Here is a 13,639-nt window from a genome sequence, read left to right as displayed (position 1 = left end):
GCGCCGCTCATCACAGCCCTGACAATTGCTCCATCGGCCAGCGTGCCTGCACGCTGATCGCCAGACTTTCGTGCTGACCGGCCTGCAAGCGCTGGCAGCCGGCAAACGCAATCATTGCGCCATTGTCGGTGCAGAACTCCGGACGGGCGTAAAACACGTCGCCCTTCATGTCGCCGAGCATTTTTTCCAGTGAAGAGCGCAATGCCTTGTTGGCGCTGACGCCGCCTGCGATGACCAGACGCTTCATGCCCGCCTGTTTCAGGGCGCGCTTGCACTTGATGGTCAAAGTCTCCACCACGGCCTGCTGGAACGCCAGCGCGATGTCGCAACGGGCTTGCTCGCTGTCGTCCCCGGCGCTGACGCTCTGCTGCCAGGTGTTGAGGGCGAAGGTTTTCAGGCCACTGAAGCTGAAAGCCAGGCCTGGGCGGTCGCACATCGGACGCGGAAAAGTGAAACGTCCTGCAACGCCCTGCTCCGCCAGACGAGCGATTTCCGGACCGCCCGGATAATTCAGCCCCATCATCTTCGCAGTCTTGTCGAAGGCTTCACCGGCAGCATCGTCGAGGGTTTCGCCCAAGAGCGTGTATTGACCGATCCCGTCGACCTGAACCAGCTGCGTATGACCGCCCGACACCAACAAAGCGACGAACGGGAATTCCGGCGGTTGCGACTCCAGCATCGGCGCCAGCAAATGGCCTTCCATGTGGTGTACGCCGAGCGCCGGAATGCCCCAGGCAAAGGCCAGCGCCTGAGCACAGGAAGCACCGACCAGCAGCGCCCCGACCAGCCCTGGACCCGCGGTATAGGCGATCGCGTCGATCTCGGTGGGCACGCAGCCCGCCTCGGCCAACACCTGACGAATCAAGGGCAGCATGCGTTTGACGTGGTCACGCGAAGCCAGCTCCGGCACCACGCCACCATAGGCGCGATGCAGGTCGATCTGGCTGAACAGCGCGTCGGCCAGCAAGCCGCGTTCACTGTCATATAATGCGACACCGGTTTCGTCGCAGGAGGTTTCTAATCCCAGTACTAGCATGGGTTTGCGCCTTGTTTAGGCTGAATTCGAAGGCGCGCATAATAGTCGCCATGTGATGCCCCGACTAGCGGTTTTCGATCAGAGGCTTTGCATTCCGAGCGATGAGGGGTTAACATCCGCAACCCTTAAAAACCGACGTCTTCAAGTGCTCTTTTGCCGCGAGGATGTTGACCCCGGTAATGAATGAAGGTAGCTCTGGATGCCAGCCGTCAAAGTAAAAGAGAACGAACCCTTCGACGTAGCTCTGCGTCGTTTCAAGCGCTCCTGCGAAAAAGCCGGTGTACTGGCTGAAGTTCGTAGCCGCGAATTTTACGAGAAGCCAACTTCTGAGCGTAAGCGCAAAGCAGCAGCCGCTGTTAAGCGTCACGCCAAGAAAGTTCAGCGCGAACAGCGCCGCGCCGTTCGTCTGTACTAATACACAGACGTTCGTAGCAAGCTTCTGCCAAGCCCGGCCCTCAGCCGGGCTAATGGCATTTGCGGACAACGCTTGATGCTTCACCGTCAAAGCCGCAGACGCGACCGAGACAAACCTGCTTCACAGCGTCAGACCTGGCTCTTTTGCCAGCGGTGCACGTCTTTTCTGACGAGCCTTCCAAGGCTACTGACGAGCACACCCACTGATTCCTCTCACGACGATCAGCCCAAGGCACCTTCTTGCGTGCCCGCTTATGAGCTATCCGAGGCCATCGACTGGCCGCAGCGGATTCAGCGAAACACTTTCAAATAGTCGAATACTGATTGGTATTAACGTCAGTGGATTTTCGGCAGATACACTTCCCGACAGCGATTACGCAGACAACACTGGTCGAGCCGCACACTTTGCGCGCCTCAAGCAATGACCCGCGTTCGCCGGCCCTTCGTTTTGGGTCCATTTCAGCGCAGATGACGAGACCGCCATGGCCGGGCTAATTCCCCAGAGCTTCATTGACGACCTTCTGAACCGCACCGACATCGTCGATGTGGTCAGCTCGCGCCTGCAACTGAAAAAGGCCGGCAAGAACTACACTGCCTGCTGCCCGTTCCACAAAGAAAAAACCCCTTCTTTCAGCGTCAGCCCCGACAAACAGTTCTATTACTGCTTCGGCTGCGGTGCTGGCGGTAACGCCCTCGGCTTCATGATGGACCACGACAACCTGGACTTCATCCAGGCTGTCGAAGAACTGGCCAAAGCCGCCGGCATGGAAATCCCCCGCGAAGAAAGCGGCCGGCCGCACAAACCGCGGCAGCCGACCGATTCGCCGCTGTACCCGCTGCTCACTGCCGCCGCCGATTTCTATCGTCAGGCACTGAAAAGCCATCCGTCGCGCAAAGCCGCCGTGGATTACTTGAAGGGTCGCGGACTGACCGGCGAGATCGCCCGTGACTTCGGCCTCGGTTTCGCTCCGCCCGGCTGGGACAATCTGTTCAAGCACTTGAGCAGCGACACCCTGCAACAGAAAGCCATGGTCGATGCCGGCCTGCTGATCGAAAACGCCGAAACCGGCAAGCGCTATGACCGCTTCCGCGATCGCGTGATGTTTCCGATCCGCGACAGCCGAGGCCGCATCATCGCTTTTGGTGGCAGGGTATTGGGCGATGACAAACCGAAATACTTGAACTCACCGGAAACCCCGGTATTCCATAAAGGCCAGGAACTCTACGGCCTCTATGAAGCACGCAAAAACAACCGCAACCTCGACGAAATCATCGTCGTCGAAGGCTACATGGACGTCATCGCCCTCGCCCAGCAAGGCCTGCGCAATGCTGTCGCCACACTCGGCACCGCCACCAGCGAAGAGCACTTGAAGCGTCTGTTTCGCGTCGTGCCCAACGTTTTGTTCTGCTTCGACGGCGACCAGGCTGGCCGTAACGCCGCATGGCGAGCACTGGAAGCCACCCTGCCTTGCCTGCAAGATGGGCGACGGGCGCGCTTTCTGTTTCTGCCCGAGGGCGAAGACCCGGATACGCTGGTCCGCTCCGAAGGCACCGATGCGTTCCGCGCGCGGATCAACCAGCACGCGCAGCCATTGGCAGACTACTTCTTTCAGCAACTGACCGAGGAATCGGACCCGCGCTCGCTCGAAGGCAAGGCCCACATGGCCACCCTCGCGGCGCCGCTGATCGACAAGGTTCCGGGCGCGAACCTGCGGATCCTCATGCGCAAGCGCCTGTCCGAAATCACCGGGCTCAGTGGCGAAGCGGTGACCCAACTGGTGCAAAGCGCACCTCAGGACGCGCCGCCTGCCTATGACCCGGGCATCGATTACGACGCGATGCCGGATTATGGCGATTACCATCAGCCGCAGGCGCAAGAGATGTACGTGCCGCAGCAGGAATGGACGCCGAAGAAACCCGGCGCCGGCGGCAAGAAATGGGACAAGAAACCGTGGGACAAAAATGGCAAGCGTGGCGGTGAACGCGATCAACAAAGCGCCCCGCGCACACCGATTGCCGTGGAAGCCCCGACCCTGATTGCGCTTCGCACGCTCATTCATCACCCGGAGCTGGCCGGCAAGGTAGAAACCGCCGATCACTTCGCCAATGAGAGCAACACCTACGCGCAATTGCTGGTGGCCCTTATCGAGGCCGTGCAAAAAAATCCTAAGCTAAACTCAATTCAGTTAATGGCCCGCTGGCATGGGACGGAGCAGGGACGTCTTCTCAAAGCATTGGCGGAAAAGGAATGGCTGATTGAAGGCGGCAACCTTGAACAACAGTTTTTAGACACCATTACTAGGCTATCAGCCGGTCAACACACCGATAGCCTGGAAGCACTTATCAGAAAAGCAAGACAGCCGGGATTGACCGCAGAGGAAGCAAATCAGATCGCAAATCAGATGCGCGACCTATTAAAACGCAATATGACTGTACCAAACCCGACCTCAACTGGCGCGTGAGGTCATAGCTCAGGTATAATCCTCGGCTTGTTTTTTGCCCGCCAAGACCTTCAGTGGATAGGGTGTTATGTCCGGAAAAGCGCAACAGCAGTCTCGTATCAAAGAGTTGATCACACTTGGTCGTGAGCAGGGCTACCTGACTTACGCGGAGGTCAACGACCACCTGCCGGAGGATATTTCAGATCCGGAACAGGTGGAAGACATCATCCGCATGATCAATGACATGGGGATCAACGTATTCGAGGTTGCGCCAGATAAGGATTCCCTTATGCTGGCCGACGCCGATACCGACGAAGCCGCGGCCGAAGAGGCAGCAGCAGCGTTGGCAGCGGTCGAAACCGACATCGGTCGCACCACCGACCCGGTGCGCATGTACATGCGCGAAATGGGTACGGTAGAGCTCCTGACACGTGAAGGCGAAATCGAAATCGCCAAACGTATTGAAGAAGGCATCCGCGAAGTGATGGGCGCAATCGCGCACTTCCCTGGCACGGTTGACCATATTCTCTCCGAATACACTCGCGTCACCACCGAAGGTGGCCGCCTGTCCGACGTCCTGAGCGGTTATATCGACCCGGACGACGGCATTGCGCCGCCTGCTGCAGAAGTGCCGCCGCCAGTCGATCCGAAAGCCGTGAAAGCGGACGACGATACCGACGACGATGACGCCGAAGCTTCGGATGACGAAGAAGAAGCCGAAAGTGGTCCGGATCCGATCATCGCCGCACAGCGTTTTGGCGCTGTCGCTGATCAGATGGAAATCACCCGCAAGGCTCTGAAAAAGCACGGTCGCAACAACAAGGCAGCTATTGCTGAACTGTTGGCCCTGGCTGAGCTGTTCATGCCGATCAAACTGGTGCCGAAGCAATTCGAAGGCCTGGTCGAGCGTGTTCGCAGTGCCCTGGATCGTCTGCGTCAGCAAGAGCGCGCGATCATGCAATTGTGCGTGCGTGATGCCCGTATGCCGCGTGCCGACTTCCTGCGCCAGTTCCCGGGCAACGAAGTTGACGAAAGCTGGAGCGACGCTCTGGCCAAAGGCAAAAGCAAATATGCTGAAGCCATTGGTCGCCTGCAGCCGGACATCATTCGTTGCCAGCAGAAGCTGACCGCGCTGGAAACCGAAACAGGTTTGACGATCGCCGAGATCAAGGACATCAACCGTCGCATGTCGATCGGTGAGGCCAAGGCCCGCCGCGCGAAGAAAGAGATGGTCGAAGCGAACTTGCGTCTGGTGATCTCCATCGCCAAGAAGTACACCAACCGTGGCCTGCAATTCCTCGATCTGATCCAGGAAGGCAACATCGGTTTGATGAAAGCGGTAGACAAGTTCGAATACCGCCGCGGCTACAAATTCTCGACTTATGCCACCTGGTGGATCCGTCAGGCGATCACTCGCTCGATCGCCGACCAGGCCCGCACCATCCGTATTCCGGTGCACATGATCGAGACGATCAACAAGCTCAACCGTATTTCCCGGCAGATGTTGCAGGAAATGGGTCGCGAACCGACCCCGGAAGAGCTGGGCGAACGCATGGAAATGCCTGAGGACAAGATCCGCAAGGTATTGAAGATCGCTAAAGAGCCGATCTCCATGGAAACCCCGATCGGTGATGACGAAGACTCCCATCTGGGTGACTTCATCGAAGACTCGACCATGCAGTCGCCAATCGATGTTGCTACCGTTGAGAGCCTTAAAGAAGCGACTCGCGAAGTCCTGTCCGGCCTCACTGCCCGTGAAGCCAAGGTTCTGCGCATGCGCTTCGGTATCGACATGAATACCGACCACACGCTTGAAGAGGTTGGTAAGCAGTTCGACGTGACCCGTGAACGGATTCGTCAGATCGAAGCCAAGGCGCTGCGCAAGCTGCGCCACCCGACGAGAAGCGAGCATCTGCGCTCCTTCCTCGACGAGTGATCACAAAACCCCCGGCCCAGGCCGGGGGTTTTGCTTTATGCAGATTAAATCCCCCGCACTTCCCTCCCGCCGAATTGCCCGTCTACACTCGAAACATTCCCCCGAGCCATAACGAGACCGTTATGCCCAGACTGCCGACCGTGCTTTTTTTGCTGTCGCTGATGACCTGGACCGCAACGGCTGGCGCGCTGACTCTGACCGACGAAGAACGTAGCTGGTTGACGGCCCACCCTGACTTACGCTTGGGTGTCGATGCGTCATGGCCACCCTTTGAGTTTCGTGACGATCAGGGCCGCTATCAGGGCCTTGCGGCGGATTACATCGATCTGATTCGCCAACGCCTGGCCATCAAGCTCACGCCCATCGAGCCTGTGAGCTGGACGGCTGTGCTTGAGCAGGCCAAACAAGCGAAACTGGACCTGTTGCCGGGCATCATGTCGACCCCGGAGCGTCAGAAATACCTGGCGTTTACGCGCCCCTACCTCGACTTTCCGATCGTCATCCTTGCCCACGTCGGAGGCGCTCAACCGCACAAGCTTGAAGAGTTGTACGGTCTGAAAATCGCCGTGGTGGAAAACTACGCGCCTCATGAACTGCTGCGCACTCACCACCCCGACCTGAATCTGGTGGGCATGCCCAACGTCAGTTCGGCCTTGCAGGCACTGGCGACCGATGAAGTGGACGCGGTGGTCGGCGATCTCGCATCCAGCGTCTGGAGCTTGCGCCAACTCAAGCTCGATGGGCTCTATGTCAGCGGCGAGACGCCCTATCGCTATCAACTGGCCATGGGCGTGCCTCAGGACAAGAAGATTCTGGTCGGCATCCTCGACAAAGTCCTGGCGGACATGACACCGGCAGAAATCAGCGCTATCCAGGAACATTGGGTCGGTAACGTCCTCGATCATCGAACCTTCTGGTCCGACCTGATCATTTACGGCCTGCCGGGGTTGCTGTTGCTGATCACCGTGCTGGCGGTGGTCATCCGGATCAATCGCCGACTGAGTTCGGAAATCTCCCGCCGCGTCGACCTGGAGCAGGAACTGCGCAGCAGCGAATACCATTATCGCGGGCTGGTGGAGAGCCTTTCCGCCATCGCCTGGGAAGCGCGGATCACCGATTTCACCTATAGCTATGTGTCGCCCCACGCCGAAGAGTTACTCGGTTATCCCCTGTCCCACTGGCTGATTCCGGGGTTCTGGCGCAACATCATCCACCCCGCCGACCTGACTCGCGCCCAGACCTTCTGCGATCACGAAGTCCTGGCCGGGCGCGATCACAGCCTCGATTACCGGGTCATCACCGCCGACGGCCGTTGCCTGTGGGTGCGCGACATCGTCAGCCTGATCGAGCACGGTCATGAGCCGGTGATGCGCGGGCTGATGATCGACATCAGCGAAACCAAGCGCACCGAAGAGGCGTTGCGCCTGTCGGAGCAGAAGTTTGCCTCGGTGTTCCAGCAATGCCCGGACATTTTGGTCATTGCGCGACTGTCGGATGGCTGCCTGCTGGAGGTCAACGAAGCGTTCGAGGAGCAGATTGGTCTCAAAGCCGAGGACGTCATCGGTCAGACCGCCACCGACCTGAACATCTGGGGCATACCCGGCGTTGGGCCAGGCCTGTTGCAACGCTTGCAGGCCGGCAGCATCCGCAACCTGGAGATGCCCTTTCGCCGCAGCAATGGCCAAGTGTTTACCGGCCTGATCTCCGCCGAACCTTTCGACCTCGACACGACCCCGGCGCTGGTGGTGGTTGTGCGCGATATCAGTAAGCTCAAGGAAACCCAGCAACAGCTGCAAACGTCCGAAGAAAAATTCGCCAAAGCCTTCCACGCGTCCCCCGACGGTTTGCTGTTGTCCCGGCAAAGCGATGGCTTGCTGCTGGAGGTCAACGAAGGCTTCAGCCGCATTACCGGCTTCAACAGTGCAATGTCGGTGGATCGTTCGGCGCTTGAGCTGGGGATCTGGGTCAACCTCAACGAACGCAAACAGATGCTCGACCTGCTACACCGGGACGGTTTCGTCCGCGACTTCAGTTGCCATATCCGCCGCAGCGACGGGCAGATCCGCCTCTGCGAGGTGTCCAGCCGGCCGCTGCCGATCGGCGATGAAGACTGCATGCTGACCATCGCCCGGGACATCACCGAGCGACACCTGATGCAGGAAAAACTGCAACAAGCCGCGACGGTGTTCGAGAGCACCGCCGAGGGGGTTTTGATCACCGATACGCAGCAACACATCAGCGCGGTCAATCGCGCGTTTACCGAAATTACCGGCTACAGCGAAAGCGAAGCACTGGGCCACACCCCGCGCCTGCTAGCCTCGGGCCTGCATGACAGCGCTTTCTACGCGGCCATGTGGCATCAACTGACCGCCGAAGGCCATTGGCAGGGCGAGATTTCCAACCGGCGCAAAAACGGCGAGTTGTACCCGAGCTGGCTGACCATCAGCGCCGTGCGCAACCGCGACAAGTTCATCACCCACTTTGTTGCCGTGTTCGCGGACATTTCCAGCCTGAAACACGCGCAAGCCAAACTCGATTATCAGGCGCACCACGACCCGCTCACCGGCCTGCCCAACCGCACACTGTTCGAAAGCCGGCTGCTGACCGCGCTCAACAACCAGCAGGAAAACGGCGGCCAGGGCGCGGTGTTGTTCCTCGATCTGGACCGTTTCAAACACATCAATGACAGCCTCGGCCACCCGGTCGGCGACCTGCTGCTCAAGGGCATCGCCGTGCGTCTGAAGGAGCAGTTGCGCGATATCGACACCGTGGCGCGACTGGGAGGCGACGAGTTCATCATCCTGCTGCCAGGCCTGCAGCAATCCACCGACGCCGACAATATCGCAACCAAGTTGCTCAACTGCTTCAGCGCGCCATTCCAGGCCGGCGAGCATGAGTTCTTCATCAGCGCCAGCATCGGCACCAGCCTGTATCCCAAAGACGGCTGTGACGTCGCCACGCTGGTCAAAAACGCCGACGCGGCGATGTATCGCTCCAAGGCCAAGGGTCGCAACCGGGTCGAAAGCTATACCCGCGACCTGACCGCCCAGGCCAGCGAGCGCGTCGCACTGGAACACGAACTGCGCCGTGCCATCGAGCGCAATGAGCTGTCCCTGTGTTACCAGCCCAAAATCAGCCTGGAGGACCATCGCCTTGTCGGTGCCGAAGCGCTGATCCGCTGGCATCACCCGACCTTCGGCGCCGTACCGCCAGAGCACTTCATTCCGCTGGCCGAAGAGAACGGGATGATTCTGCAAATCGGCGACTGGGTGCTCGAGACCGCATGTCGGCAGATGTACGAATGGAATCAGACCTATGAATGCCTCGGCCCGCTGTCGGTCAACCTCGCAGGCGCACAACTGCGTCAACCCAACCTGCTCGGCCGGATCGAACAACTGCTCAAGGACAACGGCCTTCAGCCCGGGTTATTGCAACTGGAAATTACCGAGAACTTCATCATGAGCCAGGCCGAGGAAGCGCTGGCGGTGCTGCATCAACTCAAACACCTGGGTGTGCAACTGGCCATCGACGACTTCGGCACCGGCTATTCCTCCCTGAGCTACCTCAAACGCCTGCCGCTGGATATTCTCAAGATCGACCAGTCTTTCGTCCGCGGCCTGCCGGATGATCCCCACGATGCGGCAATCGTCCGCGCCATCATCGCGCTGGGTCGCAGCATGCAATTCACCGTGATAGCCGAAGGTGTCGAGACTCTGGCGCAGCAACTATTTCTCGCCGAAGAAGGCTGCGAACAGATTCAGGGCTACATCGTCAGCTTGCCGTTGCGGGCGGACGAATTCGCCGCGACGTTTCTTCGTATAGCCGTATCGGATTTTTCGGATAGCACAGCCGAGAAACCGTCGCTATAATCCGCGGCCTACTGAGGGCCTATAGCTCAGTTGGTTAGAGCAGAGGACTCATAATCCTTTGGTCCACGGTTCAAGTCCGTGTGGGCCCACCAAATTGAAAGCCGCGCACCGCGCGGCTTTCGCCGTTTCTAGCCCTCGAAAATTTTGGAGTGATCCATTTCACAAAATGGGTTTCGTCCAAAATCCGTCCAATTCACTTTTAGACGGCTGATTCTTCGGGCTCTTCACCGTCCATTATCTTCTCGAAAATGCTCGCCAACGGATTCAATGAAACCACCTCAGCCATATGCCCAGGACTGAAGTGCACGTACTTCTGAGTCATGGCCAACGTCGCGTGCCCCAACACCCGCTGAAGCGTCAGGATGTCCCCACCATTCATCATGTAATGACTGGCGAAGGTATGTCGCAGGACGTGCGTCATTTGCCCCTCAGGCAGCTCGAAGCCAATGGTTTCAACAGCACGGCGGAAAGTGTTGTAACAAGGCGTGAAGGGCAGCGCGGCTTTGAGTCGATCTTCCAGGCGCTGGGAGATAGGCACCGACCGGTTCTTGCTGGACTTCGTGCGGCTGTAATGAATCAGCTTATGACGCACTTGGCGCAGCTGAAGCTTCTCCGCTTCGCCCCACCTGGCACCGGTGGCCAACATCCCCGACTTTATCTAGCAGCAGCAGGGCGACGGCGAGGTGTTCGTCGGCAGTTGGGCAGATAGCTTTTTCGGCACCCGCGAACCGCTGCAGCTGCCGGCCGAGCTGTTCGACGGCTACCAAAGCAATCAAAGCGCGATGGTTGCGGCCCTTCCCGGGTTGCGACCAGGAGCATCGATCAATCAAGGCGATCGGATCACGTCCGTGACGCTCGCCGGCAACCAGATGGCCATCCGATGGAAGACGCAATCCGCCGCGCAGTAGACCGGCAATTCCCTGAACTGAGTGGCGGTTACCACCTGCCACGCTTTGGCCGTGTGGTGGCCGTTCCTGATGCACCTGCAGCACCTGGTCTGTGTGACGACTTCCGGCCACGCTTTGGCGTCGACGTCGAAGTGCTGCTGCCCGATGGCGAGCCGGATCCGGCTCTGCCGATCCTTGCCGGTTTGCCGTTGCCGGCACCGATGGGCGGACAAGAAGCCGGCATGTTCGGCTTCCCCGAGGAAGGCACCACCGTGGTGGTCAGCTTTGCCTACGGCCTGCCGAACAAACTCTTTATCACGCAAATATTGCCGCACGGCCTGAGCCTGCCCCGGGTGCCGAAGGGCGACCATGTGTGGCAGCACAGCGAAGCCTGCCAGCAGCGCGTCGACGCCGATGGCAACTGGCTGCGCCAGACTGACGGCAAGATCCAGGACAAGGCGAGCGAGCGCGAAGTCGAAGCCCTGGACAACACCGAGAGCTTCCAGAATCACACCAGGACGGTGGACGACCATTCGACCGAGTCAGTGGGGGGCATCAAAAAGATCGAGGCGCTGGGCGCCATGAAACTGCTGTCGGGGGGATCCGCGAGCCTGGCGGCTGTGGACGATCTGCACCAAGCCACCGGTCGCGATTTGAACCTGGTGGTGGGGCAGAAGCACAACGCCACGGTGGGTGGCGATATGCAGGAAAGGATTCAGGGCCTGCGCGAAAGCGCGGCTGGAATTAGTCAGCGCCTGCAAGCGCCCAGAACCTGGTTAGGGTCTGAAGAAGTAAATGCGCTGCAGGTCCTATGCGATCTGATTGATTTGGTCCATCGGATGAACACTCAGTTGGCCATTCATACCCATGTACCAGGACCGTTACCTAGTCCAACTGATAAAGCATACTTTGTAGAAAGCTCAAAAGACGTTCTCATATTGGGAGCAAAACTAAGAAGTATTACGGAGACATCCTAGCTTTTTGCAGTGCTTTAGCTCCATTACGTATTTTTTGTCCGTGAAAATACTCTCTGTAAAAGTTCCTTGTCCCGAGCGTCATGGAGTTTAGAAACAACATGTCCGACTCGAACTCATCACAATTTTCAGAGTAATTTAGAATAGTCATAATTTGAGGGATACTCATAAAAAAGGAGTCATGAAAAGGGTGGCCGCTTTCATCATACTCTCCATTAATGATAGCAAGCCGCCGAATTTCGGCAGTGTACTCACGCCACTTTTTTAGCTCCTTATCTATTTTTTTATCCGGGTGGTTTAATGTTGTATCTGTGGCATGGAGAAGTATTTTTTGCAAGCTGACTTTGTCCTGCAAAGCGCCGAAATCGTTCAGACTGACGGAAATTCTTTTGATTTTTCGATCACCCAAAACCACTATCATTTTTTTATTTTTGTGTATTAACTCAATTGACGCATTGTCTTTTAGATGGCGCTCTATATTCATTGCTTGCTTATGAGAGAACATCAAGCTATCCGCAAGATCGGCAAGCAATGAGACCTCATCACCTGACATTGCTTTTCTTGTCAGTCCTTTTTTCTTTATCTCAAATATAAAAACTGTTTTATCTGTCTCGACTATCAGATCACATTCGAATTCATCCACACCTTTTTTATCTTTTTTGGCGCCGTAAGCGATTTTAATTTCTTTCTTGTAAAACTCTTCTCTTAAGAAGTCCTCAACCTCGTAACCTAAAAGTATGTCGTTTTGTTGAGATCGTTGATTGTTTGGGGCTGAGATAACGTTTAGCACAGAGTTGAGCGCACCGAGTGCACAAATGCTTCTTGGATATAGGTAGTACTCGCCATTTATCGCGATAGCAGGTTTGAAATAATAGTCGATATCATCACTAACGGGCGGAAACTCAAGAGTAGTATTCACCTCGCCAGGTTGAAATGAAAGGTATTCTCTCATTATCCTATCCACTAAATACTCCGGAATTTTTGAGTGTTTAGCAATGACTCTAATGTTTGTCGACGATGCAACTTTATCCTTCGCTAAATCCATTAATGAATTGGCCACACGGCAAATGTCTTTCAGCTTAAGCTCATTGGACTTGAAATTATTCTCCACAAATGATTTGGAGAGCCGAGTTAAAATCAATTTTGCGTGCTGACTCTTAATTTGCGAAAAACTTATCAGATTGTCATACCAAACTGACTCTTGCAAAAAACGGATAAATCTATGTGCTGGAAGAAATAGTGTCTCCCATTGAGAATATATCTGTATTTCAAAGATCGTAGTCAAATCCCTACATAGCATTAGCAAGCTGAGGAACTCATCATTGTGCTCCTTGCTCCCCCTATCTCCAATATGCCTTGCACCGATCGCTAATAAATAGCCATATGGGACATCAGCCTTGGTTGCTTGATGGTTTACTGAGATTCTCCGTAGCCCTACGAACCTGCCGGGGCCTGATTTGTACTCTGGCGACAGATAGTTAAATAATGTTTTTAAAAGGTTTTTGCCTCCTATGAGCTTACAATGTTCATATATTTTTGCGTTTATCAACTCATAGCTTTCTTCACTTATAAATAGCTCATGTTCTTTTTCCGTGAATCGAACCCCATATTTTTCTAGATTTGCATAAGCGAGGGCGAATTCATATATTTGATCATTGAAGTCTGCCGATGCTTGAAGGTCGAACCAATGAAATACATGCCTGTATTGAACTGCTAGGAAAATGGCTTCTTTCCAGTTCGTTTCCTCACTCGCCACCCCATCTTCTGGAGTGTAACCTCTAACTGATTCGGACAAGCAATTCAATATCCTAAGATAGTGACTATGGTCCCTCTTGTTTTTAATGCTCCAGATTGCAAGCTGTTTTTGAAGGAGATCAAAGTTCTTAAAAAAAATTAGTGTATCACCCTTCATCTTATTTCTTATCAACTGATAGGCTTTACTGTAATTATGATCTGCTGACTCTGCTGCATCGAGAGCTTCTGGATGTGTCGTATCGCATATATGTAAAAATTCTTCGAACGTCATACTTACCCATTCCCTTGCAGTTTCAACGGCACCAGGAGCAACGTCGATCCTTTGTT

General features: G+C 55.9%; 8 protein-coding genes, 1 tRNA gene and 1 pseudogene. 7 read left to right on the top strand and 3 right to left on the bottom strand.

Annotated elements, in window-relative coordinates; translation table 11 throughout:
• Positions 1-10 precede the first annotated feature (10 nt).
• Positions 11-1,036 carry a tRNA (adenosine(37)-N6)-threonylcarbamoyltransferase complex transferase subunit TsaD gene (gene tsaD, locus IB254_RS06605; RefSeq protein ID WP_008027039.1) on the bottom strand — a complete coding sequence of 342 codons (1,026 nt, stop codon included), beginning with the start codon at positions 1,034-1,036 and terminating at the stop codon, positions 11-13.
• 199 nt (positions 1,037-1,235) lie between these two features.
• Between tsaD and rpsU the strand changes: the two genes are divergently transcribed.
• From rpsU to IB254_RS06580, 5 genes are all read left to right on the top strand, one after another.
• Positions 1,236-1,451: a 30S ribosomal protein S21 gene (gene rpsU, locus IB254_RS06600; RefSeq protein ID WP_002551877.1), complete on the top strand. Its 216-nt coding sequence runs from the start codon at positions 1,236-1,238 to the stop codon at positions 1,449-1,451.
• Positions 1,452-1,932: 481 nt separating this feature from the next.
• Complete coding sequence (dnaG, locus tag IB254_RS06595; RefSeq protein ID WP_192416822.1) at positions 1,933-3,912, top strand: DNA primase; 1,980 nt, start codon at positions 1,933-1,935, stop codon at positions 3,910-3,912.
• A 67-nt stretch (positions 3,913-3,979) separates the two neighbouring features.
• Positions 3,980-5,827, top strand: a complete 1,848-nt coding sequence (gene rpoD / locus IB254_RS06590) for an RNA polymerase sigma factor RpoD (protein WP_008027035.1) — start codon at positions 3,980-3,982, stop codon at positions 5,825-5,827.
• Between the two features lie 122 nt (positions 5,828-5,949).
• Positions 5,950-9,696, top strand: a complete 3,747-nt coding sequence (locus tag IB254_RS06585) for a bifunctional diguanylate cyclase/phosphodiesterase (RefSeq protein ID WP_192416821.1) — start codon at positions 5,950-5,952, stop codon at positions 9,694-9,696.
• 15 nt (positions 9,697-9,711) lie between these two features.
• Positions 9,712-9,788 (top strand) — tRNA-Ile (locus IB254_RS06580).
• A 107-nt stretch (positions 9,789-9,895) separates the two neighbouring features.
• Here IB254_RS06580 and IB254_RS06575 read toward each other — a convergent pair.
• Complete coding sequence (locus IB254_RS06575) at positions 9,896-10,342, bottom strand: tyrosine-type recombinase/integrase (protein ID WP_192416820.1); 447 nt, start codon at positions 10,340-10,342, stop codon at positions 9,896-9,898.
• On the opposite strand from IB254_RS06575, the pseudogene IB254_RS06570 reads away from it, so the two are divergent.
• Together IB254_RS06570 and IB254_RS06565 are read left to right on the top strand one after the other, a co-directional pair.
• Positions 10,332-10,604, top strand: a pseudogene (locus tag IB254_RS06570) (hypothetical protein); the annotation flags it as partial. The gene IB254_RS06575 and the pseudogene IB254_RS06570 overlap by 11 nt on opposite strands.
• Positions 10,577-11,560, top strand: a complete 984-nt coding sequence (locus IB254_RS06565) for a hypothetical protein (protein WP_192416819.1) — start codon at positions 10,577-10,579, stop codon at positions 11,558-11,560. The pseudogene IB254_RS06570 and the gene IB254_RS06565, both read left to right, overlap by 28 nt.
• Here IB254_RS06565 and IB254_RS06560 read toward each other — a convergent pair.
• Positions 11,544-13,583: a hypothetical protein gene (locus tag IB254_RS06560; protein ID WP_192416818.1), complete on the bottom strand. Its 2,040-nt coding sequence runs from the start codon at positions 13,581-13,583 to the stop codon at positions 11,544-11,546. The genes IB254_RS06565 and IB254_RS06560 overlap by 17 nt on opposite strands.
• Between the last annotated feature and the right edge of the window lie 56 nt (positions 13,584-13,639).

Origin of the sequence: Pseudomonas sp. PDM03 (assembly GCF_014852385.1) — a bacterium.
Taxonomy (GTDB): Bacteria; Pseudomonadota; Gammaproteobacteria; order Pseudomonadales; family Pseudomonadaceae; genus Aquipseudomonas; species Aquipseudomonas migulae.
Note: the sequence above shows the minus strand (reverse complement) of the source record. Positions and strands in the feature narration are given on the sequence as shown.

What these genes read in the sequence shown, in the direction of transcription:
- rpsU (WP_002551877.1), top strand. Translation starts at nt 1,236, where the DNA reads ATGCCAGCCGTCAAAGTAAAAGAGAACGAACCCTTCGACGTAGCTCTG.
- IB254_RS06585 (WP_192416821.1), top strand. Translation starts at nt 5,950, where the DNA reads ATGCCCAGACTGCCGACCGTGCTTTTTTTGCTGTCGCTGATGACCTGG.
- tsaD (WP_008027039.1), bottom strand. Translation starts at nt 1,036, where the DNA reads ATGCTAGTACTGGGATTAGAAACCTCCTGCGACGAAACCGGTGTCGCA.
- IB254_RS06565 (WP_192416819.1), top strand. Translation starts at nt 10,577, where the DNA reads ATGGAAGACGCAATCCGCCGCGCAGTAGACCGGCAATTCCCTGAACTG.
- IB254_RS06575 (WP_192416820.1), bottom strand. Translation starts at nt 10,342, where the DNA reads ATGTTGGCCACCGGTGCCAGGTGGGGCGAAGCGGAGAAGCTTCAGCTG.
- IB254_RS06560 (WP_192416818.1), bottom strand. Translation starts at nt 13,583, where the DNA reads ATGACGTTCGAAGAATTTTTACATATATGCGATACGACACATCCAGAA.
- rpoD (WP_008027035.1), top strand. Translation starts at nt 3,980, where the DNA reads ATGTCCGGAAAAGCGCAACAGCAGTCTCGTATCAAAGAGTTGATCACA.
- dnaG (WP_192416822.1), top strand. Translation starts at nt 1,933, where the DNA reads ATGGCCGGGCTAATTCCCCAGAGCTTCATTGACGACCTTCTGAACCGC.